General features: G+C 70.0%; 21 protein-coding genes, 1 pseudogene and 1 riboswitch. Of the genes and pseudogenes, 12 read left to right on the top strand and 10 right to left on the bottom strand.

Going from position 1 to position 23,564, the window contains the following annotated elements; genetic code table 11:
* Nucleotides 1-28 precede the first annotated feature (28 nt).
* Together ACIBK5_RS33245 and bcp are read right to left on the bottom strand one after the other, a co-directional pair.
* A complete protein-coding gene (locus ACIBK5_RS33245) occupies nt 29-652 on the bottom strand; it encodes an HNH endonuclease (protein ID WP_399025443.1) in 624 nt (207 codons plus the stop codon).
* A 140-nt stretch (nt 653-792) separates the two neighbouring features.
* Nucleotides 793-1,260, bottom strand: coding sequence for a thioredoxin-dependent thiol peroxidase (gene bcp, locus ACIBK5_RS33240; protein WP_399025442.1), 468 nt, complete (start codon nt 1,258-1,260; stop codon nt 793-795).
* 94 nt (nt 1,261-1,354) lie between these two features.
* Here bcp and ACIBK5_RS33235 point away from each other — a divergent pair, with 94 nt between their 5' ends.
* The 3 genes from ACIBK5_RS33235 (at nt 1,355) to ACIBK5_RS33225 (ending at nt 2,561) form a co-directional block, all read left to right on the top strand.
* Complete coding sequence (locus ACIBK5_RS33235; RefSeq protein WP_399025439.1) at nt 1,355-1,684, top strand: DUF3618 domain-containing protein; 330 nt, start codon at nt 1,355-1,357, stop codon at nt 1,682-1,684.
* 44 nt (nt 1,685-1,728) lie between these two features.
* Nucleotides 1,729-2,085, top strand: coding sequence for a co-chaperone GroES (locus tag ACIBK5_RS33230; RefSeq protein WP_094052261.1), 357 nt, complete (start codon nt 1,729-1,731; stop codon nt 2,083-2,085).
* A gap of 50 nt (nt 2,086-2,135) precedes the next feature.
* Nucleotides 2,136-2,206: riboswitch (guanidine-III (ykkC-III) riboswitch) on the top strand.
* A 34-nt stretch (nt 2,207-2,240) separates the two neighbouring features.
* Entirely contained in the window at nt 2,241-2,561 is a 321-nt protein-coding gene (locus ACIBK5_RS33225; protein ID WP_184593181.1) for a multidrug efflux SMR transporter, read from the top strand.
* A gap of 6 nt (nt 2,562-2,567) precedes the next feature.
* On the opposite strand, the gene ACIBK5_RS33220 is transcribed toward ACIBK5_RS33225, so the two are convergent.
* Nucleotides 2,568-4,925 (bottom strand): transglycosylase domain-containing protein, encoded by a 2,358-nt coding sequence (locus ACIBK5_RS33220; protein WP_399025635.1) that lies wholly within the window; start codon nt 4,923-4,925, stop codon nt 2,568-2,570.
* A gap of 904 nt (nt 4,926-5,829) precedes the next feature.
* Here ACIBK5_RS33220 and ACIBK5_RS33215 point away from each other — a divergent pair.
* The 5 genes from ACIBK5_RS33215 (at nt 5,830) to ACIBK5_RS33195 (ending at nt 10,020) form a co-directional block, all read left to right on the top strand.
* On the top strand, nt 5,830-6,261 hold the full coding sequence (locus ACIBK5_RS33215; protein ID WP_399025436.1) for a hypothetical protein: 432 nt from the start codon (nt 5,830-5,832) through the stop codon (nt 6,259-6,261).
* Between the two features lie 421 nt (nt 6,262-6,682).
* A complete protein-coding gene (locus ACIBK5_RS33210; RefSeq protein WP_399025633.1) occupies nt 6,683-7,483 on the top strand; it encodes an ABC transporter permease in 801 nt (266 codons plus the stop codon).
* On the top strand, nt 7,476-8,297 hold the full coding sequence (locus tag ACIBK5_RS33205) for an ABC transporter permease (protein WP_399025434.1): 822 nt from the start codon (nt 7,476-7,478) through the stop codon (nt 8,295-8,297). Before ACIBK5_RS33210 ends, ACIBK5_RS33205 begins: the two co-directional genes overlap by 8 nt.
* A 1-nt stretch (nt 8,298) precedes the next feature.
* On the top strand, nt 8,299-9,300 hold the full coding sequence (locus ACIBK5_RS33200) for an ATP-binding cassette domain-containing protein (protein WP_399025432.1): 1,002 nt from the start codon (nt 8,299-8,301) through the stop codon (nt 9,298-9,300).
* 33 nt (nt 9,301-9,333) lie between these two features.
* Nucleotides 9,334-10,020, top strand: a complete 687-nt coding sequence (locus ACIBK5_RS33195) for a DUF1707 domain-containing protein (RefSeq protein ID WP_399025430.1) — start codon at nt 9,334-9,336, stop codon at nt 10,018-10,020.
* 57 nt (nt 10,021-10,077) lie between these two features.
* Here ACIBK5_RS33195 and ACIBK5_RS33190 read toward each other — a convergent pair whose 3' ends face one another.
* Nucleotides 10,078-11,415: an SGNH/GDSL hydrolase family protein gene (locus tag ACIBK5_RS33190; protein WP_399025428.1), complete on the bottom strand. Its 1,338-nt coding sequence runs from the start codon at nt 11,413-11,415 to the stop codon at nt 10,078-10,080.
* Nucleotides 11,416-11,608: 193 nt separating this feature from the next.
* Here ACIBK5_RS33190 and ACIBK5_RS33185 point away from each other — a divergent pair, with 193 nt between their 5' ends.
* Together ACIBK5_RS33185 and ACIBK5_RS33180 are read left to right on the top strand one after the other, a co-directional pair.
* Entirely contained in the window at nt 11,609-12,949 is a 1,341-nt protein-coding gene (locus ACIBK5_RS33185; protein ID WP_399025426.1) for a DUF445 domain-containing protein, read from the top strand.
* Nucleotides 12,950-13,016: 67 nt separating this feature from the next.
* Nucleotides 13,017-14,540 (top strand): MFS transporter, encoded by a 1,524-nt coding sequence (locus ACIBK5_RS33180; RefSeq protein ID WP_399025425.1) that lies wholly within the window; start codon nt 13,017-13,019, stop codon nt 14,538-14,540.
* Nucleotides 14,541-14,667: 127 nt separating this feature from the next.
* Here the strand turns inward: ACIBK5_RS33180 and ACIBK5_RS33175 are convergent, their stop codons facing one another.
* Both ACIBK5_RS33175 and ACIBK5_RS33170 read right to left on the bottom strand, forming a co-directional pair.
* Entirely contained in the window at nt 14,668-15,096 is a 429-nt protein-coding gene (locus ACIBK5_RS33175; RefSeq protein WP_399025423.1) for a hypothetical protein, read from the bottom strand.
* Nucleotides 15,097-15,280: 184 nt separating this feature from the next.
* Nucleotides 15,281-16,699, bottom strand: a complete 1,419-nt coding sequence (locus tag ACIBK5_RS33170; protein WP_399025631.1) for an alginate lyase family protein — start codon at nt 16,697-16,699, stop codon at nt 15,281-15,283.
* A 400-nt stretch (nt 16,700-17,099) separates the two neighbouring features.
* Here ACIBK5_RS33170 and ACIBK5_RS33165 point away from each other — a divergent pair.
* Together ACIBK5_RS33165 and ACIBK5_RS33160 are read left to right on the top strand one after the other, a co-directional pair.
* Nucleotides 17,100-19,499, top strand: a pseudogene (locus ACIBK5_RS33165) (polymorphic toxin-type HINT domain-containing protein); the annotation flags it as partial.
* The gene (locus ACIBK5_RS33160) at nt 19,496-20,140 is read left to right on the top strand and encodes a hypothetical protein (RefSeq protein WP_399025421.1); all 645 of its coding nucleotides are present in this window, start codon (nt 19,496-19,498) and stop codon (nt 20,138-20,140) included. The pseudogene ACIBK5_RS33165 and the gene ACIBK5_RS33160, both read left to right, overlap by 4 nt.
* Before the next feature lie 168 nt (nt 20,141-20,308).
* On the opposite strand, the gene ACIBK5_RS33155 is transcribed toward ACIBK5_RS33160, so the two are convergent.
* The 4 genes from ACIBK5_RS33155 to ACIBK5_RS33140 form a co-directional block, all read right to left on the bottom strand.
* The gene (locus ACIBK5_RS33155) at nt 20,309-20,623 is read right to left on the bottom strand and encodes a hypothetical protein (RefSeq protein ID WP_399025419.1); all 315 of its coding nucleotides are present in this window, start codon (nt 20,621-20,623) and stop codon (nt 20,309-20,311) included.
* 84 nt (nt 20,624-20,707) lie between these two features.
* On the bottom strand, nt 20,708-21,868 hold the full coding sequence (locus tag ACIBK5_RS33150) for an oxygenase MpaB family protein (RefSeq protein ID WP_399025418.1): 1,161 nt from the start codon (nt 21,866-21,868) through the stop codon (nt 20,708-20,710).
* Between the two features lie 144 nt (nt 21,869-22,012).
* Nucleotides 22,013-23,083, bottom strand: coding sequence for a polyprenyl synthetase family protein (locus ACIBK5_RS33145; RefSeq protein ID WP_399025416.1), 1,071 nt, complete (start codon nt 23,081-23,083; stop codon nt 22,013-22,015).
* Complete coding sequence (locus ACIBK5_RS33140; protein ID WP_399025414.1) at nt 23,073-23,357, bottom strand: polyprenyl synthetase; 285 nt, start codon at nt 23,355-23,357, stop codon at nt 23,073-23,075. The genes ACIBK5_RS33145 and ACIBK5_RS33140 overlap by 11 nt, the downstream gene beginning before the upstream one ends.
* Nucleotides 23,358-23,564: the final 207 nt, after the last annotated feature.

Below are 23,564 nucleotides of genomic sequence, written 5' to 3'. Positions count from 1 at the left end.
AGCAGGTCCCGTGTGTACGTCGGCGTGCTCACACGGCTGCCCTCCGCCTGCGGCCCCGGTATGTGTCCGTAACTGAATGGCAGTTGGGGCAGAGCAGCTGAAGGTTCTCCAGACGGTTGTCCCACCAGTCGCCGTTGATGTGGTCGACCTCCAGGCGGAGGGGCTTGTCGTTCCACCTGGGACCGGTGCCACACATGGCGCAGCTTTCCGGGACTCCCATGCGGAGCAAGTGCCGAAGCAGTCGTCTTCCCGGGATCCTGCCGGCCTGTGGAGTCCCAAGGCTCAATAGATCGCCGCGGGAGCGGGTTGACCTCGGCTGTCGTGTCACGAAGTGGGATGTATCGATGCCCAGCATTGCGATACGGCGGCTGATATGCGTGTGATTGCCTCCCACCGGGCTGATGCGCAGGCGGCGAAGCACTTCCTTGACGCTGGTCGACACCGCCACGACGTCGCGGAGTGTCTCCTCGGTGTGGCGTGCCCACCGTGCCGGAAAATGTGAGACGTCCACGCTCGCCTCGGCCATCTTCTGCCGCAGATAGCGTCTGCTGCCGGGTGTGGGTGTGCCGCCGCACCACCGTACGGCGTCGTCCCAGTTCGTTGTCACCCGCGCTGCTTCTTCGAGTAACTCGCGGGTGTACCTGGCCCCCATTGTTGCCTCCGATCTCGACCGCCCGTTCGCGACCTCGCACGGAGTAACGAACCGCTAATCGGACAGTCACGCCCGAAACGCGGAGCGGCTCGTACCGGAGTTCTATCGGTACGAGCCGCTACGGAAGACTCAGCGGGACCTCAGATCCCCAGGTCCTTGATGATCTTGGCTACGTGGCCCGTCGCGCGGACGTTGTACAGGGCGTGTTCGACCTTGCCCTGTTCGTCCACGACGATCGTGGAGCGGATGACGCCCATGTAGGTCTTGCCGTAGTTCTTCTTCTCGCCGAAGGCCGCGTAGGACTCCAGGACCTGCTTGTCCGGGTCGGCCAGGAGGGTGACCTTGAGGGACTCCTTGTCGCGGAACTTGGCCAGCTTCTCCGGCTTGTCGGGGGAGATGCCGATGACGTCGTAGCCCGCGCCCGCCAGCAGCTCCAGGTTGTCCGTGAAGTCGCAGGCCTGCTTGGTGCAGCCGGGCGTGAGGGCGGCCGGGTAGAAGTACACGATGACCTTGCGGCCCTTGTGGTCCGACAGGGACACCTCGGTGCCGTCGGCGTCGGGGAGGGTGAAGGCGGGGGCCACGTCCCCCGGCTGGAGTCGCTCGCTCATCGGACCAGGGTAACCGGGGGTCGGGACAGTGCTATGAGCCGTGGAGCTGACAGACTGTCCGCACAGGCTTTATACCGACTTCGGAGGCGACACGGTGGCGGACACGGCGGACACCAGGACCCCGGCGCAGATCGAGGCGGACATCAGGCGCCGCCGCGAGACCCTGGCCGAGACCCTCGACGAGATCGGGGTGCGGGTGCACCCGAAGACGATCGTCGGGGACGCCAAGGCCAGGGTCGCGTCCAATATCGATCACACACTCGGGCGGGCGTACGTGGGGGTCAACCGGGCCGTCACCGACGTGCGGTCCCGGTTCGTGGGCGAGGACGGGGCGCCGCGCCTGGAGCGGGTCGTGCCGGTCGCCCTCGTGGTGGTCGGTGTGGTCGGGCTGCTCGCCCTCGGCACGCGGCGGCGCAAGGGCTGACCCGACTGCGGACGCATCCGGCGAGGACAGGTAGGTTTCAGGGCGTGAGCGCCAACAGGAACGAGCACAGCACCCATCCGGACAAGCTGCCCATCCGGATGCTGCACGACCGCGTACTCGTGCGGCAGGACACCAGCGAGGGCGAGCGGCGTTCGGGCGGCGGCATCCTGATTCCCGCCACGGCGGCGGTGGGCCGGCGGCTGGCCTGGGCCGAGGTCGTCGCGGTGGGGCAGAACGTGCGGACCGTGGAGCCGGGCGACCGGGTTCTGTTCGACCCGGAGGACCGTGCCGAGGTCGAGGTGCGGGGCATCGCGTACGTGCTCATGCGCGAGCGTGATCTGCACGCCGTGGCCGCGGACCGGTTCGAGGGCTCGGAGGACTCGACGGGCCTCTACCTGTAGTTCCAGCGGCAGAGCAAGGGGCCGGTGACCGTTGTCACCGGCCCCTTCGTCATGACTTTTGCTACGTTGGAGGGACCCGACGAGACGCGCCGTACCGGGACCAAGGCAAAGACGACGCACCCACACCGTCAGCCTGTCTCCCGGAGGTGGCCGTCATGGCCTGGGTTCTGCTCGTCGTCGCCGGTCTGCTCGAGGTCGGGTGGTCGATCGGTATGAAGTACACCGACGGCTTCACCCGCCCGCTCCCCAGCGTTCTCACCGGCGCCGGAATCGTCGTCAGCATGCTGCTGCTGTCCCAGGCGGCCAAGACCCTGCCCATCGGTACCGCGTACGGCGTGTGGGTGGGGATCGGCGCGGCCGGGGCGGCGGTGGTCGGTATGGCCGTGCTGGGGGAGCCTGCCACCGCCGCCCGGATCTTCTTCGTGTGCCTGCTGCTGGTCGCCGTGGTGGGGCTGAAGGCGACCTCAGGTCACTGAGCCGCCCTATTCGCGGCGCGCGCCCTGTGGGGCGAAGCCCCAGCCGGGGCCGGTGGGTGCGCCGCCATTGGCGCCGCCGTCGGCCGTGCCTCCGCCTTCCGTGGTGCCGCCGTCGGCCGCGCCGCCGGCGCCCTCTGTGGTTCCGCCGTCGCCGGTTCCGCCGTCCGCGGTGCCGCCGCCGGTCGGGGACTCGCCTCCCGTGGTGCCGTCGGTGGTGCCGCCGTCGGTCTGGCCCTGGGTCTGGCCCTCGGGCGCGCTCGGGCTCTGGCCGGGCGTCTCGGTGCCGGTCTCCTCGCCGCTGGGTGACGAGCTGGCGCCGTCGGTCGTGCCGCCCGTGGTCGGGTCGACGGGGGTCTCGGGGCTGGGGGCCTCGGTGACGTCGGAGCCCGGCTGGAGCCTGAGGTCGAAGTCCCTGGCCGGCTTGCCCTTGAGGGCGTCCTGGGTGAACTGCGTCCAGATCTCCGCGGGCGCCCCGCCGCCGTTGATGCGGGGCAGGCCCATCGCGCCGTACAGCGACTTGTGGGCGGCGGTGACCGGGTCCTGGCCCATGACGGAGACGACGGTGGCGAGGTCGGGGGTGTAGCCCGCGAACCAGGCGGCCGTGTCCTCCTCGGCGGTGCCGGTCTTGCCGGCGACGGGGCGGCCCGCGGCCTGCGCGGCGGAGGCCGTGCCGTTCTGGACGACGCTCTGCAGCATCGAGGTGGTGGTGTCGGCGGCCTCGCGGCTCACGGCCTGCCGGGTGCGCCGCTCGGGCAGTTCGACGGGCGTGCCCTCCTTGATGACCTTGTCGACCATCGTGTAGGTGCCGTGCCGGCCGTGGTTGGCGAGCGTGGCGTACGACTCCGCCATCTCGAGGACGCTGGCGGTGGCCGTGCCGAGTGCGATGGCGGGGCCGTCGGCGAGGTCCGGGGTGGTCTCGGGGACGCCCAGGTCGATCGCGGTCTGCTTGACCTTCTGGGGGCCGACGTCGGCGGCCATCTGCGCGTACACCGAGTTCACGGAGCTGTCGGTGGCCTCGGTGACGGTGACGGGGCCGTAGGAGTGCTGGTCCTCGTTCTCGGGGGCGTACGGGTCGCCGGCCCAGCCCTGGACCGTTCGCTTGTTGGTGCCGTCGTAGATCGTGTTCGGGGTGATCACGCGGCCGTCCTGGGTCCGCGAGCCGTTCTCGACGGCCGAGGTGAACACGAAGGGCTTGAAGGTGGAGCCGACCTGGAAGTCCCTGCGGGTGGCGTTGGGGGTGTACTGCTTGACGTAGTCGACGCCGTTGTACATCGCGACGACCTCGCCGGTCTTGGGGTCGACGGCGGCGCCGCCCGCGCGTACGTACGTGTCGACCTTGTTGTTCTTCTTGTCCAGTTTGGACATGAGCTTGTCGTTGACGGCCTTCACGAAGGCGTCCTGCTTGTTCTTCTGCAGGGTCGTGGTGATGCGGTAGCCGCCGGCGTCGAGCTTGTTCTCGTCGATGATGTTGTTCTGGGTGAGGTAGTCCTTGACGATCCGGACGATGTAGCCGCGCTGCCCGGACATGCCGGTGGAGAGGGTGGACTCCTTCGGCATGGGGAACTTCATGCCGGCCCGCTCGGACTCGCTGAGCCAGCCCTTCTTGACCATGCCGTCCAGGACGTAGTTCCAGCGGGACTCGGCGGCCTTGCGGTTCTCGGGGTGGGCGACGACGTCGTACTGGCTGGGCGCGTTGACGAGTGCGGCGAGGTAGGCGGCGCGGGCCGGGTCGAGTTCGGTGGCGTCCATGCCGTAGTAGGCCTGGGCGGCGGCCTGGATGCCGTAGGCGTTGCGGCCGAAGTAGCTGGTGTTGAGGTAGCCCTCGAGGATGTGGTCCTTGCTCTGCTCGCGGTCCAGCTTGATGGAGATGAAGAACTCCTTGGCCTTGCGCGTGACGGTCTGTTCCTGGCGCAGGTAGTAGTTCTTCACGTACTGCTGGGTGATCGTGGAGCCGGACTGCTTGCCCTTGCCTAGGGCGGTGTTCCAGGCGGCGCGGACCATGGCCTTGGGGTCGACGGCGGACTCGGTGTAGAAGTCGCGGTCCTCGGCGGCCAGGATCGCGTGCTGGGCGTCCTTGGAGATCTGCGCGAGGGTGACGTTCTCCCGGTTGATCTCGCCGTCGCGGGCGATCACGGAGCCGTCCGCGTAGAGGTAGACGTTGGCCTGCTTGGTGGCGAGGGCGTTGGCGGGCGGGATCTGGACCAGCGAGTAGCCCAGGAAGAAGCCGCCGATCAGCAGCATGACGACGATGATGAAGCCGCCGAGGGTCATGCGCCAGGTCGGGATCACCCGGCGCCAGCCGGTCCGCTTCCGTTTCCCGCCGGGCTTGGCCTGCGGTTCGTCGGGGTCGCCGATCACCTGCATCTGTGCCGTGCCCGGGCCGTCGCCGGCCTGGGGGCGCGGCGCGCCCTGGGCGCTGTCCGTCCGGGCCTGAGCCGCGCCCGGGGCGCCGCCCGTCCGGCCCCGTGCCGCGCCCGCGGCGCCGACGGCCCGGATCTGTACGGTGCCCGGGTCGTTGTCCGCTTGGGGGTGTGGCGTGCCGGGTTCGCCGTCCGTCCTGGCCGCCGGCGTGCCGGGGGTGGCGTCCTTCCGGCCTCGTGCCGCGCCCGCGGCGCCGACGGCCCGGATCTGTACGGTGCCCGGGTCGTTGTCGGCCTGGGGGTGTGGCGTGCTCCGGTCGTCGGCGGCCTTGGCCCGGGGCGTGCCCTGGGCGTCGTCCGTGCGGGCCGGTGGCGTGTCCTGGGTGTCGTCCTGCTTGGCTCGCGGTGCGCCCTGGGTGTCGTCCCGCTTGGCCCGCGGTGCGCCCTGGGTGTCGTCCCGCTTGGCCTGCGGTGTGCCCGGTTCGTCGTCCCCCTCGGCCCGTGCGGGGCCCGGCTCGCTCTCCGGCCGGGGGCGTGCCGTGCCCGGGGCGTCGTCAGCCCGGTCTCGTGGCGTGCCCGGGGCGCCGTCCGGCTGCGGCTCTCTCGGTGCCCGCCCCGGTGTCGGCTGCTGCGGCTGAGGCTCGTCACTCATGTCGTGCACGGACTCCTGTTTCGCGTCGTACGTCGTTCCCGTACGTCTCTGCTCGCTCTTGCGCCCCTGTGATGAAGACTGTCCCATCCGGCGATCAGTTCCCTGATCGAGGGCCGTGTCGCGAGCCGTGTGGAGAGGCTGGCGGCGTGCGGGCGAACGTACAGGCGGCCGCAGGGTCAACTGAGCTATCCTGCACGCCTGTTCGAATCGCGATCTTGCTTGCGCGAGATTCGCCTGAAGGGGGACTCGACCGAAGATGCGACTGCTCGCACGCTCCGCGCTGGCCGGCACCGCCGCCACACTGCTCGCCCTGGCCACGGGCGCCTCTGCCCACGCGGACGGAACGGATCGTACCGTCTGGGCCGGTGCCGACTGGAACGTCACGCCCCACGCGGACAACGGCGGCAAGGCCCACATCCAGACGTACGGCGAGGTCTTCACCATCACCGACCTCGCGAAGGACGGCCACTCGACCATCGGGATCATCTCGATCGGCGGCGAGGGCAACACGTACTACTACTGGAACCGTGACGGAGTGAACACGACCCGCACGCTGAACCTCGACATCAAGGAGGGCACGCCGATCACCATCAAGGCGTGCATCGGCGACTGGAAGGGCAACCCGGACAACCCCACCGCCGGGATCATCTGGGAGAAGTGCAGCGGCTGGGCGCAGACCGACGCCTGATCGAACCGAGCGTGGGGGGGCCCCGGGCCCGCCCCGGGCGCCCCCCCGCGGTCCCGGGCGGGGCAACCCCGGCCCGCGCAACCCCCCCGCCCCCCCCCACCCCCCGCGCCCCCCACCCCCCCCGCCCCCCCCGGCGTCTTTTGGGGGGGGCCGGGGGGCGGGGGGGCCCCCCCCCCCCGCGCCCCCCCCGGGGGGGGGGGCCCCCCCCCCCCCCCCGCGCCCCCCCCCACGGCGTTCCCGGGCGGGAAAACCGCGGCACGCGAAAGCCCACGGCACGCAAGATCCCACGGCGCCCGAAACCCACCGCGCCCGAAACCCACGGCACACGAGATCCCACGGCCGCGAAAACCCATGGCACGCGTGATTCCCGGCCCACTAGGCTCCTGCGCTTCGGTGTCCGGAGGCGAGGAGGGCTGTGGATGTGGGCTCGGGACGGTTGTACGCGGCCGTCGCGGCGGGCGGCTTCAGGCGGTACGCGACCTATCGGGCGGCCACGGTGGCCGGGGTGTTCACCAATACGGTCTTCGGCGTCATCCTCGTTTACACGTATCTGGCGCTGTGGGACGAGAAGCCGCATCTCGGAGGGTACGACCAGGCGCAGGCCGTGACGTACGTGTGGCTGGGGCAGTGTCTCTACGCCACGCTGGCCATCCAGGGCGGCGGAGCCGAGAAGGATCTGATGCAGCGCATCCGCACCGGTGAGATCGCCGTCGACCTGTACCGGCCGGCCGATCTGCAACTGTGGTGGCTGGCGGGCGACGTGGGGCGGGCGCTGTTCCAGATGCTGGGGCGGGGTGTGATCCCGTTCCTGTTCGGCGCGGTCTTCTTCCCCATGGCGCTGCCGACGTCGGTCACCCCCTGGGCGGCCTTCGTGGTCACGCTCCTGCTGGCGACCGTGGTCAGCTTCGCGATCCGCTACCTGGCGGCCCTGAGCGTGTTCTGGCTGATGGACGGCATGGGCGTCAACCAGGTCCTGATGGTCACGGGGATCTTCTTCTCGGGCATGGTGCTGCCGTTGAACGCCTTCCCCGGGGCGCTCGGCGAGGTCGTGCGGGTGCTGCCGTGGGCGGCGCAGATCCAGATGCCGGCGGATGTGCTGATGGGGGAGACGGACCCGCTGCGGGCGTTCGCCTTCCAGGCGGCGTGGGCGGTGGCGCTGCTGGCGGCGGGACGGCTGCTGCAGTCGGCCGCGACGCGTCGGGTGGTGGTGCAGGGTGGCTGAGCGGAGTGTCCTGGCCGAGGGGCTGCGGGCCTACCGGCTGATCGCCGGGATGTGGATCCGGTCCAGCATGACCTACCGCACCTCCTTCGTCGTCACGGTGTTCGGCAACCTCACGGTGACCGGACTGGACTTCGTGGGGATCCTGCTGATGTTCTCGCAGGTCGACTCGCTGGGCGGCTGGTCACTGCCCGAGGTCGCCTTTCTGTACGGGCTGTCGGTGACGTCCTTCGGCATCGCCGACCTGATTCTCGGCTCGATGGACGTCCTGGGCGCCCGGATGCGCGACGGCTCGTTCGACACGCTGCTGGTGCGTCCCGCGCCGGTGCTCGCCCAGGTCGGTGCCGACCTCTTCGCGCTGCGCCGCCTGGGCCGGATCACCCAGGGCGCCGTGGTGCTGTGCTGGGCGCTGTTCTCGGTGGACGTCGACTGGAGTGCGCCGAAGGCGCTGCTGGTGCCGGTGATGGTGGTCAGCGGCGCGGCGATCTTCTCGGCGGTGTTCGTGGCGGGCGCGGCCTTCCAGATCTACGCCCAGGACGCCGCCGAGGTGCAGAACGCGTTCACGTACGGCGGTACCACGCTGCTGCAGTATCCGCCGAGTGTGTTCGGGAAGGACCTGGTGCGCGGCGTGACCTTCATGCTGCCGCTCGCCTTCGTCAACTGGGTGCCGGCCGCCTATGTGCTGGGGCGGCCGTACCCCATCGGCCTGCCGCCCTGGGCGGCGTTCGCCTCGCCGCTGGTGGCGGTGGCCTGCTGTCTGCTGGCCGGGGCGGCGTGGCGGGCGGGGCTTCGTTCCTACCGGAGTACAGGGAGTTGAGGTGACCGAGGTGGACAGCGACGGTTCGGACAGCGCCTTCATCGAACTCGACGGTGTCGAGAAGGTCTTCGACGTACGCAAGAAGACCGGCTTCATGAAGCGGGAGGTGCGGCAGGTACGGGCCGTCGACTCGATCTCCTTCCGGGTGGAACGCGGCGAGATGGTCGGCTACATCGGCCCGAACGGCGCCGGCAAGTCGACCACGATCAAGATGCTGACCGGCATCCTCACCCCGAGCGCCGGCCGGCTGCGGGTCGCGGGCATCGACCCGTCCCGCGAGCGCACCCGGCTCGCGCACCGCATCGGTGTGGTGTTCGGGCAGCGCACCACGCTGTGGTGGGACCTGCCGCTGGTCGACTCCTACCGGCTCATGCACCGCATGTACCGGATCCCGGACGCCCGTTACCGCGAGAACCTCGACCGTCTGGTCGAACTCCTCGACCTGGGCGACCTGCTGGACGTGCCGGTACGGCAACTCTCCCTGGGCCAGCGGATGCGCGGCGACATCGCGGCGGCGCTGCTGCACGATCCGGAGGTGCTGTACCTCGACGAGCCGACCATCGGTCTTGACGTCGTCTCCAAGTCCAAGGTGCGGGACTTCCTGCGGGAGATGAACGCCGAGCGCGGCACGACGGTGCTGCTGACCACGCACGACCTTCAGGACATCGAGCAGTTGTGCAAGCGCGTGATGGTCATCGACCACGGGCGCATGATGTACGACGGTCCGCTCGCCGGGCTGCACGAGGCGGGGGAGAGCGAGCGGACGCTGGTGGTGGACTTCGAGCGGGAGCTGCCCCCGATCGACGCCCCGGCACCCGCCCGGGTGGTCCGGGTGGACGGGCCGCGGCAGTGGCTGGCGTTCCCCGCCGCGGAGTCGGCGGCGCCGCTGGTGGCGCGGATCGCGGCGGAGTACCCGCTGGTCGACCTGTCGGTGCGGGAGCCGGACATCGAGGCGGTGATCGCGAAAATGTACGCGGAACAGGCCGAGCGGGCGATCTCGTAGCCGCCGGCAGGGCGAACTCGTAGGCTGCTGTACATGACCGACGACGCAGTCCCGGATCTCCGCGCCTCCGACGCCGACCGTGAACGGGTCGCCGAAGTCCTGCGGGACGCCCTTGCGGAGGGACGTCTCGACATGACGGAGTTCGAGGAGCGGCTGGACGCGACGTACCAGGCGCGGACCTACGGGGACCTGGTGCCGATCACCCGGGACCTGCCGGCCTCGGGCGTCGCGGTGCCCGCCGTGTCGCTGAGCAAGGACCCCGCCACGGGGTCGGACTGGCCCGGGCGGATCGTCGGCGGCGAGGGGTCCTCGACGTGGGCCGTCGCCGTGATGTCCGGCTTCCAGCGCAAGGGGCACTGGACGATGCCCCGCCGGTTCACCTGTCTGGCCTTCTGGGGCGGCGGGGAGATCGATCTGCGCGAGGCGACCTTCGCGGACCGCGAGGTGGAGATCAACGCGATCGCGATCATGGGCGGGGTGGATGTCATCGTGCCGCCCGGCGTCGAGGTCGTGGTGCGCGGCATCGGGATCATGGGCGGTTTCGACCACCAGGAGGACGGCGTGCCCGGGGAGCCGGGGGCGCCGCGCGTGATCGTGACCGGGTTCGCCTTCTGGGGCGGCGTCGGGGTCCAGCGGAAGGTGACGCGGGCGGAGAAGCAGCGGCTCAAGGAGGAGCGGCGGCGGGAGAAGCTGGAGCGGCGGAGCAACGGCGAGTACTGAGCGTCGTCGGTCAGTACTCGGCGTTGACGCTGGGGCGGGTCGGCCCCGGGCGGGCGCCTACAGCTCGGCCGGGGCGGACCCCTTCAGGGTCTCCAGGTCGAACTCCTCGGCCATCCGGGCGTACCCCTTGTCGCTGGGGTGCAGATGGTCGCCCGAGTCGTAGTCGGCGCGCAGCCGGCGCGGGTCGTAGGGGTCACGCAGCGCCTTGTCGAAGTCGGCCACCGCGTCGAAGACCCGGCCCGCCCGGATCTCGGCGTTGATCTGCTGGCGGACCGACTCCCGCGGGTCCGTGTAGCCGCGGTGCCCGTAGAACGGCATCAGGGTCGCGCCGACGACCTTCAGGCCGCGCGCGTGGGCCTGGCCCACCATCGTGCGCAGGCCGGTGAGGATCGCGTTCGGGTCGGCGAGCCGCGGGTTGCGCAGGATGTCGTTGACGCCGAGGTCGATGACGACGACCTTGGCGTTCGTGCGCTCCAGCACGTCCCGCCCGAAGCGGTTGAGCCCGCTGGGGTTGTCGGCCGGGCGGCCCAGCCCGTCCGTGAGGACCCGGTTGCCGCTGATGCCCTGGTTGACGACGCTGTAGCGGGGCAGGTCGTCCCGCCCGGCGGCGATCTCCGCGCGTAGCCGCTGGGACAGCACGTCGGTCCACCGGCTGTTGGCGCCCGCGGTGGAGGTGATGCCGTCGGTGAGGGAGTCGCCGAGGACGACGACCGTGCCGTCGGACTCGTTGCTCAGCACGTCCAGCGCGGTCAGGTAGCGCCAGGAGTCGGTCTGCTCGGTGTACGGCGTGCCCGTCGTGTCCTGGGCCTGGTTGCCCTGGGCGACGTAGGAGGTCTGGCGGGCGTGGCGGTGGAACGTCACCGGGCCGGAGCTGGTCGGTGTGTACGTGGTGATCAGGACGTCGGCGTCGGGCGGGACGACGACGCGCACGACGTCGCTCATCACCTGCCGGCCGGGCGGGATGACCACCGCGGGGCCGCCGTTGAAGGTCAGCTGCCGCATGGTGTCCGAGAGCGCGGCGGGCGTGCCCGCGGCGGCCGCCACGGCGATCGAGGCCTGTGTGATGCTCAGCGGCGACTGGCCGTAGAGATTGGACAGCGTCACGCGGGCACTCGTACCGCCGACACTGGTGTGGACGACGTTGCGCACCGAACGGTCCGCCATGCCGGTCGTCTCGGTGCCGGGTTCGGCTCCGGACGGTGAGGTGGACCAGGTGCCGACCCAGGTGCCGGTCGAGGCGGGGGCGGCGGGATTGTTCGGCAGACGGCCGTCTGCCCGGGTGTTCCGGGTCTGCGTGCCGTCGTCGGTCGCCACTCCGACATATATGGCGGCGGAAAGGGCCACAACCGCTGCGACGATCGCCGCGAGCAGGGAGTAACCACGACCCCGGGTCATGCTGTTCAGTTCTCCTCCAGCGATGGGAGCCCAAGGCTCCGATCTGATGTGCCCATGATGCGTCATGGGCAGGGGGAAGCTGACAGGACCCCTGGCATTACCCCCTTCCGACAGACGCCGGGAACTCCTGTTCCGTTCCAGGAGTCGGTCAGGAAGGGACAATGTGTGCGGGATCACCGAGCGGGTGGAGCGGATGGAACGGATGAAAGTGGAAGAAAAGGGCGGCGTCGAGGGGCAGCATGCCCGCCCCGGCGCCACCGTGAACCGTGCGATGACGAGCTTCAGCCCGGCGGACGAGGAGAAACAGCGCGGCGTACGCCGTATGAAACTCACCGCCACCGGGCTCCTGGTGTTCGTGGCCGTGGTCTACATCCTCGCCAAGTGGGCCCAGAACTCCGGCGCCGGTCCCTGGGCGGCCTATGTCGCCGCCGCCTCCGAGGCCGGCATGGTCGGCGCGCTCGCCGACTGGTTCGCCGTCACCGCCCTCTTCCGCCACCCCCTCGGCATCCCCATCCCGCACACCGCGATCATCCCCACCAAGAAGGACCAGCTCGGCGTCTCCCTCGGCGAGTTCGTCGGCGAGAACTTCCTCTCCGAGGCCGTCGTACGGCAGCGGCTGCGCGCCGTCGGCATCGGCAGCCGCCTCGGCGCCTGGCTCGCCGTCCCCGAGCACGCCGACCGGGTCACGGCGGAGCTCTCCACGGCTCTCAGGGGCGCCCTGACGGTCCTGCGCGACTCCGACGTCCAGGCCGTGGTCGGCGAGGCCATCACCCGGCGCGCCAACGCCCAGGAGATCGGGCCCGGCATCGGCAAGATGCTGGAGAAGGTCGTCGCCGACGGCGGCCACAAACGCGTCGTCGACCTCGTCGTCACCCGCGCGCACGACTGGCTGGTCCTGCACCGCGACGAGGTGATGGACGCCGTGGAGGGCGGCGCCCCCGGCTGGACGCCGAAGTTCGTCGACCGCAAGGTCGGCGAGCGGGTCTACCGGGAGCTGCTGCGCTTCGCCACCGAGATGCGCGACATGCCCGCCCACCCCGCGCGCGGCGCCCTCGACCGCTTCCTCACCGACTTCGCCTCCGACCTCCAGTCCGACACCGAGACCCGCGCCCGCGTCGAGCGGCTCAAGGGCGAGGTGCTGGGCCGCGGCGAGGTCCAGGACCTCATCGCCAGCGCCTGGACGGCCGTACGATCCATGATCGTCGCCGCGGCGGAGGACGAGCGCAGCGAGCTGCGGCTGCGCGTACGGGCCTCGCTGATCTCGCTGGGCTCCCGGATGGCGGGCGAGCGCAAGGTGCAGGACAAGGTCGACAAGTGGGTGGAGGACGCCGCCGTCTACGTCGTCACCACCTACCGCAAGGAGATCACCTCACTGATCACGGACACCGTGGCGAGCTGGGACGCCGAGCACACCACGCGGAAGATCGAGGCGAACATCGGCCGCGACCTCCAGTTCATCCGGATCAACGGCACGGTGGTGGGCTCGCTGGCCGGCCTGCTGATCTACACGATCTCGCACGCGCTGGGGGCGTGACCCTTCAGGCGTAAGAGAAGCCGGTCAGGGCACTCGAACCGGGTTCCGCTCGACGAGGAGGGGGCCCATGAGCACCGCGCAGGCCGGGACCGGCCGGACCATCACCACCGACATCCCCGCCCGCCTGGACCGCCTCCCGTGGTCGCGCTGGCACTGGACGATCGTGATCGGCCTCGGCACCGTGTGGATCCTCGACGGCCTCGAAGTCACCGTCGTCGGCAACATCGCCAGCCGCCTGTCGGAGCCCGACAGCGGACTGCCCATCACCTCCGGCCAGGTCACCGGCATGGCGGCCGCCCTGTATGTGGCCGGAGCCTGCATCGGTGCCCTGTTCTGGGGCCGCCTCACCGACAAGTGGGGGCGCAAAAAACTCTTCATGATCACCCTGGCGGTGTATCTGGGGGCGACGGCGCTGACCGCCATCTCCTTCGACACCTGGTGGTTCTTCCTCTTCCGCTTCCTCACCGGCTTCGGCATCGGCGGCGAGTACGCGGCCATCAACTCCGCGATCGACGAACTGATCCCCAAGGAGTACCGCGGCCGCACCGACCTGATGATCAACGGCAGCTTCTGGCTGGGCGCGGTCTTCGGCTCGCTGCTGTCGATCGTCGCCCTGGACACCGCCATCTTCGCGGCGAACGTCGGCTGGCGCCTCACCTTCGCGCTCGGCGCGGTCCTGGCCCTGGTGATCCTCCTCGTCCGCCGGCACGTCCCGGAAAGCCCCCGCTGGCTCCTGATCCACGGCCGCGACGACGAGGCCGAACGCATCGTCTCCTCCATCGAACGCAAGATCGAGGAGGAGCGGGGCGAGCCACTGCCGCACGCGGAGGGCGAGCTCACCATCCACCAGCGCCGCAGCGTCTCCTTCCTGGAGATCGGCCGCACGGTCTTCTCCGACTACCGCAAGCGCGCGATCCTCGGCTTCTCCCTCTTCATCGGCCAGGCCTTCCTCTACAACGCCATCACCTTCGGCTTCGGCGCGATCCTGACGACGTTCTTCGACGTCCCGAGCGGCAACACCGGCTACTACTTCGCCGTCATCGCACTCGGCAACTTCTTCGGCCCGCTGCTCCTGGGCAAACTCTTCGACACGGTGGGCCGCCGGATCATGATCTCCGGCACCTATCTGCTCTCCGGCCTGCTCCTCTTCGGCACGGCCTGGCTCTTCGACCAGGGCTCGCTCAGCGCGACCACCATGACGGCGTGCTGGTGCGCGGTCCTGTTCTTCGCCTCGGCCGGCGCGTCCAGCGCCTACCTGACGGTCTCCGAGGTCTTCCCGATGGAGACCCGCGCCATGTCCATCGCCTTCTTCTACGCCATCGGTACCGCGGCCGGCGGCATCAGCGGCCCGCTCCTCTTCGCCGACCTCACCGAAACGGGCGTGGTCGCCGACACGGCCCTCGCCTTCCAGATCGGCGCGGCCCTGATGTGCCTGGCGGGCCTGGCAGCGGCGATCCTCGCGGTAAAGGCGGAACGCCGCTCCTTGGAGGACATCGCGAAGCCGTTGACAGCGGCGGAGGTCGGGCCGAGTCCGACGGGCAGCGGCCAGGGCGACGACGGGGGCACGGGCACAGGGAGTCGCGGCCGGTGACGGCGTAGGGAGTCGCTTCAGCTGGGAATCGTTCGGCTCGGCGCCCAAACGCCTGGAGGATCGAGGTGCGAGGGTCCCGCCCCGTTTCCGGGACGGGCCCCTCGCACACGCCCGGCCGCTTTGGCGCTCAGGCTGTAACGGTGAGGCCGACGCCGCATTCATCCTCTTCGTACCAGGTGGAGCCCCACTCAATGGGGCACACTCTGTAGTACAGCTTGTAGCCCTCGGTGAAGTCCTTGTTCTGGTAACGGCCTTCGCCGACGCCTTCCGTCATCCAGATCGAACCGCCTCGCACGAGCGTGCCGCCGGTGTTTCTGAGCTCCCATTTGATGACGGCGGACTTCCCGTCCTTCGCGTTGTCCTTGACCCAGAACCAGTCGCCGTCCGCAGCGAAGCGAGCTGTCCCGTACGCGGTGACTTCACCGGACCACGGCGGGCTCGCGGTCGTGGTGGTGGCGGTTGCGACGTCCTTCTCCCAATCGATGGCTGAGGCCTGGGAGGTGAAAAGGGTGAACGCCGCCGCCGTAGCGGCGAGAACCGTGCCTGTGCGCTTCATCTGTACCTGGTTTCCTCGGAGTTGGCTTGTCAAATGCCAGAACACATTAACGCCAAGACTTCGAAACCTTGAGCCATAAAGGTGTCATCCGTCGCCATCCGGGAAGAAGTAGCGACCCTGAATTGTGTCAAAACAGAGCAGCCCCTCCCTAATTCACTCACTGCGTTTCCCAACGCACCAGTCGCTACCCGACCCGCCCCCGCCGCCGCAGCATGAGCACCCCACCCGCGACAGCACTGACCCCCACCGCCGCGGCCCAGCCCACAGCACTTCCGGAACCGGTGGCGGCAAGGTCGTCGCCCGCGGCCGGGGACACTGAACCCTGCGGCTGGACACCCCCGGCATCCGCCGGCCGACCGGACGGACGTGGACTCGGCGCCCCGGCCGCCACTTCCCCCCGGTCCCGACTGAACGTGAGCGTCCCGAACCCCAACTGGTCGAACCCCCCACTGTTGGGCCCGTAATCCCCACCCCCACCCTCAGGCGCGGCCTTCACCGCCGCCCGGGTCACATACGACGCCGACAACCCCCGCCGCTTGGTGTAGTGATTGGCGATCATCGCCCAGATGGGCCGAGTCATCCCCGGATCCACACCAGCCGCCTCCGTAGCCGTCTCACTCCCCGACCACCCCCCGATCGCCCCCTTCCTCCGCGTGTTGGCCGTATACGGCACATCACCCCCCAGGCTCCACTTGGCCACGTACTCAGCGCCCTTGAGGAACCGGCTGTCGTCGTACCCGTACAGATCGATGCCCTGGTTCCACGCCATCTCGCACACCGTGCCCATCAGCCCGACCCCGAGCAGCGCATGCCCCTGATCGCGCCCGGCCTCGACCCACTCCGCGAGCCCGTCGTCGTGCACCACGGGAATGGCATGCCGGACCGACCCCATCCCCTCCCCGTGCTTGAAGTACTCCACGGCCCGCTCCACCACGGCCCGGTCATCGCAGAAGATCCCGGTCGCGAGCACACAGGTGAGGGCCGTCAGATCCCAGTTGGGCCAGTAGTTGGTGACGACCGCGTTGTTGTGATGGCTCAGAAAGTCGTCGCTGAGCGGAAGGAAGACGTCCGACAGCAGCTCCCGCGCCCGCCCGAGCTCGAAGTCACCGTGGTCGCGTACGAGTTCGGCGGCGTTGGCGAACTGATACCCGTACAGCCCCGCGGCCAGGAACCGGTCCGCCGAGCCCTGGATCGACGTCAGCTTCCCCGACCAGGCGTTCAGGATCGCCACGGCGGTGTCGGCGTGCGCCTCCTCGCCGCTGACGTGGTACCGCAGGGCGTTCTGGTAGGCGGCGTGGATGTCGTTGTAGAGCGCCGCGTAGTTCTGGGGCGACCCCGACCCCCGGTACACCGTCGCCTGCGGATTGGCCCGCCAGCCGCTCTGCGCGTGCCGGTTGGCGGTGAGCTTGGCGAACCCGGCCGCGTAGGGCCTGGCGCCCGCCTTCACCTTGGCGGCCATACGGTCCAGGTCGGTCCGGGTGTGCAGCAACCCCGGGTGGGCGAAGGGGTCGTCGGAGGCGGAGGCGGAGGCGGAGGCGGGGAGCGCCAGGGCGGCCGTACCGATACCCATACCGGCGCCCGCCGCACCCGCTGCTTTCAACATGCTCCGGCGGCTGATCTGTCGTGTCACGTCGTCGTACCTCAGCGTCGTAAGTCGCGTGCCTGTGGGGGACGGTGAGGAGACGGGCGGGCGGTGAGGCGATAACAAAAACTGCGGTACAGTTGATCTGCATCCGGTCGCCGGAACTCCGGCTGAAGGATCGTGCGTTGGTGGTCCAAGGAAAGACGCCCCGCTTCCTGCGGGGAAATGCAGGTGCAAGGCCTGCCCGGCGCTCCACACAAGAACCCGGCCCTGGGATTCAGGGCCGGGTTTTTGTTGTCCCCACTGCCTCTCCCTGGCTGTGCCCGCCGTCCCTCGCCGCCCTCGCTTCGCATGTCCCACGGCTGACACCGAGTGCCCTCAACGCCCTACCGGCGAGTAGATAGATTTCAGACAAGTTTTGGCCGCGAAGCTGAAGTCCGACGCCGCGCTGAAGACCGCGACGAGCGCCGCGGCTGACGCCATCAAGGCGTCCGAGCACGCCTCCTCCGAGGCCAAGACGGCCGTCGAGCTGGCGGACGAGGCGGAGAAGCTGGCCAAGACCGCCAAGTCCCAGGCGGACGAGGCGAACAAGGAGGCCGCCAAGGCTCTGGTCGCCTCGGCGAAGGCCGCGGGCTTCGCCCACGTCACCGCGCAGGCCGCCGTCGACGCGGGCAACGCCGCCGTCCAGGTCGCCAAGCCCGCCAACGACGCGATCGAACTCGGCTCCCCCTACGTCACCACGGACTCGGCCGCCGGTCTGGTCGTGCTGACCGGGCAGGCGTCGAAGTCGCTCGCCGAGCAGCAGCGGGCCGTCGCCGACGCCCACGCCGAGAATGCGCAGGCGGAGGCCGCCGCGGCCAAGAACCTCGCCGAGCAGGCGACCGGCGACGCCAAGGCCGCCTACCAGCACGCCGCCAACGCCGCCGGACACGCGGCCACCGCTCGCACCTACTCCAAGGAAGCACTGGGCTACGCCGCCGACGCCGCCAAGGCCGCGTCCAAGGCGACAGCGTCCTTGGCCCGCACCGTCGAGTACAACCGGCAGGCCACCGAGGACGCCGAAGCCGCCGACAAGGCAGCCGGCCGCGCCGAATCCCACGCCAAGGACGCCCGCGACTCCGCCGACCAGGCGGCGCTCGACGCCGAAGCCGCTCGCGACGCCGCCTCCGAGGCCGAACAGGCCGCGAAGGACGCCCGCGCCGCCGCGGACCGCGCCGACACCGCCGCGACCGAAGCCGAAGAAGCGGCCAAGGACGCACTGAAGTACGCCAAGGAGGCACAGGAAGCCGCGGAGTCCGCGGCACGCAAGCAGGCCAACCAGCAGGTCGCGTCGGGCGCGGGCACCGGCCTCGGCGGCACCTGGTACGTCGTCGACGACGACACCATCTCCATCACCGACGCCAAGCAGCAGAACGACTGCGTCATCGAGATCGGCTTCGAGGGCTGCACCGTCACCTTCAAGGTCACGTTCGACGCGACGGTCGACTTCTTCCTCTGCACCGACTCCGACGTGCCGGCCACGGCAACCGGCTGCGCGGCGGCGGACACGGTCCTGGTCAAGAGCGAGCGCTTCACCGGGCTGGAGAAGGATGTCACCCAGTACTTCAGCAAGCTCGACCTGATCAAGCAGACCGTCGTCTACCAGATCCTGAAAGCGGTTCTGATCCAGGACTTCGTCGACTGCTGGCACGGCAGCGTCAGCGGTTGCGCGTGGGCGGCGAGCAACTTCATCCCGGGCAAGGCGTTCACCAAGATCGCCGACGCGCTCATCGCCCTGGACGTCGCGCTGCGGACCGGCGTGAACGTCGCCGATGCCTTCAAGGCCCTGAAGGGCCTGGACATCGACCCCAGTTCGCTGGCGGCCCTGGAGCGGCAGGCCAACATCGTCGAAGACGCGTTGACGAGCTGCCGCGTCAACAGCTTCCCGGCGGACACGCCTGTGCTGATGGCGGACGGAACCCGTCGGCCGATCAGCTCGGTTCGGGAGGGTGACCTGGTCCTGGCGACGGATCCCGAGACCGGTGTAAACGCGCAGCAGCAGGTGACGAACACGTTCCGGCACGGCACTCGGCGCCTCGTCGACGTCTCCCTCGTCGACGGCACCAGCCTGACCAGCACCGCCGGACACCGGATCTACGTGGACGGGCGAGGGTGGACGCTCGTCGCCGACCTGCGGACCGGCGACCGGCTGCGCCGGCCGGACGGCACCTCCGGTGTCGTCAGCGCGTTGCACGACCGGTCAGGTCTGGCACCCCGCTCGGTCTACGACCTGACGGTCGACAAGCTGCACACCTTCTATGTGGGTACGGAGGGGACGGCGGGCGCGCGGACCACGGACATCCTGGTCCACAACTGTCTGAACCTGCGCCTGCACGAGAACGACCGCGGTGCCCACACCATCGGGGTCCACGTCGACACCACTCCGCAGAAGGCGATCAACAAGGCCAAGGCCGACCTTGCCAAGAACCCCAACGCCCCTGGTGTGACCGGTGTCTGGAACGATCTCGACACGGCCCAGGCCGCCGTCGACGAGGGGATGAAGAAGTGGCTGACGGGCATGTCCCCGAAGCAGAACAAGGCGAACCGGAAGAAGCTCGACAACTGGATCCAGTCGACCCCGAAGGATTCCGAGAGCGCCGCTCACCTCTTCTCGTTCGACGTGACGCTCGACGACACGGCGTCTCTGGGGAAGATCTACCACCACACCGGTGACAGCTGGGCGGCCCAGAACATCGTGTCCATCACCCTCAAGAGGTCCGCGCACAAACCCGGCTACATGGTGTACACCTCGTACCCCAAGGGAAAGAAGCCCACCTCGTGACGGCACAGCGGCAGGACATCTGGGTCGACTTCGGCCTCAGCGGGCTCACCAAGTGGTTCGCCGGCCCCTGGGTCAGCGAGGCGACGCCGGAGGAGATCGTCACCGGTGCCGCGGACTGGGGGGACGGGGTCTACGCCGCCACTCTCGTGGAGGATGCTCTCCGGCTGCTGGAGTCACCGCTGCCCACCCGGACGATCGAACTCCTGTGGCGGTCGGCGATCGGACTCTCGTACGACCCGGATGGCATGTGGCTCGACGGGCGTGCATGGCTGCGCGACATCGTCCGGATCTCCGTCGACCGGATCCACCGCGACGAGCCGTCCTTCTCGGCTGTTCCGCCGCCGCCTTCCGCGGACGGGCCACTGAGGCAGGAGATCCTGGAGGCGATCCGTGAGGTCACTCCGGGTGTGGAGGGCGCGGTCGGGGCCGGCGGGGCGGAGGTGACGGCCGCGCTCGAGGAACTGGTCGTCGAGGTCGACCCCGACCTGGGGTTCCGGTTCCTCCTGCGGGTCCTCAAGGCCCACTTGGTTCCCGTCACGGAGTCTCAGTACGACCGGTACCACGCACTCGGCGAGCGTCTTGGCTACCACGAGCTCGTCGTGGACGACGGAACGCTGCAGTCCGTTCCCGACCCGGACTGACGCACCGCGGCACACCGCACGACCCGGAGCAGGCCCGCACTCCGCGAGGCCTGCCCGGCGCTCCACACACAAGAACCCGGCCCTGGTATTCAGGACCGGGTTCTTCGCTGTCCCGTTACGGTCCGGACCGATCGCGGTTACCCTCCGGACCGGCGCGTCGGTCGGCCACTACTGTCCGGGCCGGCCCCGCCGGTCGGCCACCACCCACGACGCCACGGCCACAGCGCCCGCGACCCCGAACACGGCAGGCCAGGCGCCCACCTTCTTGGCCAGGGGATGAGACCCGGCGAAGGCGGCGACATACGCGGCCGACAACGCCCCGGCCGCCACCCCGCCGGCCTGCTGTCGCCACTGCCGCGCGGCCGTAGCCCCGGCGACCGCGAGCACGGCACCGCCGAGCGGCCGCTGCCTGGTCCAACGGGCCACGCCGTACCCGCCGACCAGCCCGCTCGCGGCGACCACCGCGCTGGGAACCTTCACCATGTTCCTGCCTCCTGCTGTACTCGTGCGGCTTCCAAGGCTAGCTCCGCTGGCCGGTGGCTCCTGGCGAGGCCCGGGAAGGGGGCGTCAGGAGAAGGTGGGGGCAGGCGGAGCCCACCGGCTGGTGCGCGGCACCGCGCTGGAGACGCCGTAGTCCTTCCTGAGCTGTTCGGGGATCGCGTAGTGCATGACGCGTCCCCGGGTGAGGGTGGACAGCTCCAGAACGCTGGTGAGATGGCCGAGACGGTCCAGGGCCCAGGCGCCGAACGGCGAGTGGTCCTCGATGGTCTCCAGGACGCCCAGGAGATGGGGCGCGGCCTTGACGACGGTGTCCCACGAGGTGCGCGGCACCTGGAGCCAGTCGGCGCAGGTGTCACCGACGAGGTAGCGGATCAGGGCGGACACGACCGGGTCGAAGAAGGTGCCGGGCACCACCTCCTCGTAGAGGTCGATCAACTGCCGGGTCAGATGCGTCCCCTCCTCGGAAGGGCCCATGTGCCGGACCATGTACAGATCGAGGAACCGGCGGGCCTCGTCGAGGCTGTGGGGCACGGCGTCCTGGTCGACGCCGAGCATCGCGCCGACGACGCGCCACGCGTAGTAGTAGGCGTCCGCGCCCTCCTCCGACATGTGGATGCCGAGGCGATGCAGGCTGTCCAGGACGAGCATGGAGAAGAACATCTGCCCGCCGATCATGTCCTCCTGGCAGATCGGCGTCCCGAGGACCTCGGTGTCCCAGCGGTTCTCGCGGACGAGGTGGTGGCGGATGGACGCGTGCAGGAGGCGGACCTTCTGGGCGGCGGGGACGAAACGACCGCCCGCCTCGAAGGCGTCGGGCTGCATCAGATAGACCGTGAACTGCCCGGTCTCCGCCATCCGCTTGGACGGGTACTTCAGCCCGTGCGTCGCCGACAGCAGCTTCGCCACATGCGGGACGAGGTAGCAGGCGGGCATGGAGGCGAAGGACAGCGCGGTGGAGATGTGCACGTTGTTGTCGATGAAGAAGAGCCGCGCCTTCTCCATCTCCCCCCAGTCCACCCAGGCCGGCGGGGTGCGGGTGCTCTCCAGGTACTCGCGGGCGACGTCGGGCAACCCGTCCGGCAGGGGAGCGCCGGCCGTCGAGACGTACCGCATCAGGGTGTTGAACTTGCCCACCTCCCCGCGTTCGAAGAGCGTGGCGACGGTGGCGTCGGCGAGTTCGTCACCGGCCTGCCGCAAAGCGTCCATCGATGCCTCGGTACAGGTCATGGCAGGGCTCCTTGTCATCCACTTGTCAGCCACCCGTCATCCACGGGTTCGTTTCCACGACGGACGGGAGACCGGCCGCCGCCGGGCCAGTCCAGGCATGCGCCGACCCGGTCCAGGCATGCGCCGACCCGGCGCGGCGGCCGGTCAGAACAGGCGGACCGCCGCCGAATGCGCGAGCGCGGTCAGGGCGGCTGCGGAGCGTGTCGGCACATCCAGCCCGTGCAGGGCATCAAGGGCCTCCTCGACCCGTGCGCTGATCATGTCCTCGATACGGTCGGGCGCCTTCAGCCGGCACATCACCTCGCGCACGGCGTCCAGCTCCCGCGCCTCCAGACCCTCCGAGTCCAGGTCGTCCCGGCCCAGCAGGGCGCGCAGCGACTCCCGCTCCTCCTCGCCGGCCAGCCGCCACGTCTCCGCCAGCAGGGCCGTGGGCCGTCGGCCGCGCACATCGTCGGCGTTGGCCTTCCCGGTGTGTTCCGGGTCCCCGAACAGGCCGAGCAGGTCGTCCCGGAGCTGGAAGGCCTCGCCCAGCGGCAGTCCGTACGCGGAGTAGCCCTCGCGCAGACGCGCGCCCGCACCGGCCAGGGCGCCGCCGATGAGCAGGGGCTGCTCGACCGTGTACTTGGCGGTCTTGTACCGGATCACCTTCAGAGAGACGGCGGTGTCCGGACCGGCTCCGGTCCGCAGGATCTCGAGACACTCGCCCGCGATCAGCTCGCGGGCCATCAGCGACCACAACGGCCGGGCCCGGACGAGATACGCGGCGGGCAGACCGCTGGTGGCGAACAACTGCCCGGCCAGCGCCATCAGCAGATCACCCACCAGCATCGCCAGCGACCGGGCCGCGGCATCGGCGTCCGGCCGGCTCCCGACGGCACCCCGCAGCGCGACATGTACCGTCGGCCGCCCGTGCCGCAGCGGACTGTCGTCGATCAGATCGTCGTGCACCACGGCCGCGGCGTGCACCAGTTCCATGGAGGCCGCCGCCCGCACCAGCGCATCACTGTCCGGCTGCCCCGCCGCACGCCACCCCCAGTAGCAGAAGGCCGCCCGCAGCCGCTTGCCGTCCGCGACCGCCGCCTCCAGGTTCTCCGCCACGCCCGCGAGGACCGGGTCGACCGCCGCGAAGGCGTCGGCCTCCTCGGCGACGAACCGTCGCAGCACCTCGTCGACACGGACCTTGAACGCGGCCGGCTCCCACCGGTCAGACGCCACCGGCGGCCCTCCGGGCCTGGGCGTGCCGGGCGAGGATCTCCAGGTGGGCCGGAGGCACGGCCGCGTACCGGTCCAACGCCAGCCGCCCCCGCGCCACCAGCTCGTGCTCGGCGTCCGCCGCCAGCTCCACGGCATCGGAACGCCGCAGCAGCCCCCGCACCGTCCCCACGGCCGAACTCACCGTGCTCACCGCCAGATCGGCCAGCCCCGCCGCCAGCAGCACCGCCTGCCCCTCCAGGCCACGGCATCGTTCCGCTTCCGCTTCCCGCGTCATGTCATCCCCCACCCGACGATGAACATCCGGGCAGCGCTGGTCATACGCCGCCCCTTCGAGCATCCGCTCGCGGGGGCTGCGGGAGCGGAGAAACTCACGATCGAGTGACGCAGCCGTCCGGCTGTGCGAATCGCGGGGCAGCGCTACGGGGATTGCACCCGCCGGTCAAACGACTGGCGCCGCCCACCGTCCACGGTCAGGCTGGCC

The sequence above is a fragment of the Streptomyces sp. NPDC050546 genome, from assembly GCF_044457425.1.
Taxonomy (GTDB): Bacteria; Actinomycetota; Actinomycetes; order Streptomycetales; family Streptomycetaceae; genus Streptomyces.
Note: the sequence above shows the minus strand (reverse complement) of the source record. Positions and strands in the feature narration are given on the sequence as shown.

Bases quoted from the DNA above. Each gene is read 5' to 3' on its own strand.
- ACIBK5_RS33245 (WP_399025443.1), bottom strand. From the start codon at position 652: ATGGGGGCCAGGTACACCCGCGAGTTACTCGAAGAAGCAGCGCGGGTG.
- bcp (WP_399025442.1), bottom strand. From the start codon at position 1,260: ATGAGCGAGCGACTCCAGCCGGGGGACGTGGCCCCCGCCTTCACCCTC.
- ACIBK5_RS33225 (WP_184593181.1), top strand. From the start codon at position 2,241: ATGGCCTGGGTTCTGCTCGTCGTCGCCGGTCTGCTCGAGGTCGGGTGG.
- ACIBK5_RS33220 (WP_399025635.1), bottom strand. From the start codon at position 4,925: ATGCAGGTGATCGGCGACCCCGACGAACCGCAGGCCAAGCCCGGCGGG.
- ACIBK5_RS33215 (WP_399025436.1), top strand. From the start codon at position 5,830: ATGCGACTGCTCGCACGCTCCGCGCTGGCCGGCACCGCCGCCACACTG.
- ACIBK5_RS33195 (WP_399025430.1), top strand. From the start codon at position 9,334: ATGACCGACGACGCAGTCCCGGATCTCCGCGCCTCCGACGCCGACCGT.
- ACIBK5_RS33190 (WP_399025428.1), bottom strand. From the start codon at position 11,415: ATGACCCGGGGTCGTGGTTACTCCCTGCTCGCGGCGATCGTCGCAGCG.
- ACIBK5_RS33185 (WP_399025426.1), top strand. From the start codon at position 11,609: ATGGAACGGATGAAAGTGGAAGAAAAGGGCGGCGTCGAGGGGCAGCAT.
- ACIBK5_RS33180 (WP_399025425.1), top strand. From the start codon at position 13,017: ATGAGCACCGCGCAGGCCGGGACCGGCCGGACCATCACCACCGACATC.
- ACIBK5_RS33175 (WP_399025423.1), bottom strand. From the start codon at position 15,096: ATGAAGCGCACAGGCACGGTTCTCGCCGCTACGGCGGCGGCGTTCACC.
- ACIBK5_RS33170 (WP_399025631.1), bottom strand. From the start codon at position 16,699: ATGTTGAAAGCAGCGGGTGCGGCGGGCGCCGGTATGGGTATCGGTACG.
- ACIBK5_RS33155 (WP_399025419.1), bottom strand. From the start codon at position 20,623: ATGGTGAAGGTTCCCAGCGCGGTGGTCGCCGCGAGCGGGCTGGTCGGC.
- ACIBK5_RS33150 (WP_399025418.1), bottom strand. From the start codon at position 21,868: ATGACCTGTACCGAGGCATCGATGGACGCTTTGCGGCAGGCCGGTGAC.
- ACIBK5_RS33140 (WP_399025414.1), bottom strand. From the start codon at position 23,357: ATGACGCGGGAAGCGGAAGCGGAACGATGCCGTGGCCTGGAGGGGCAG.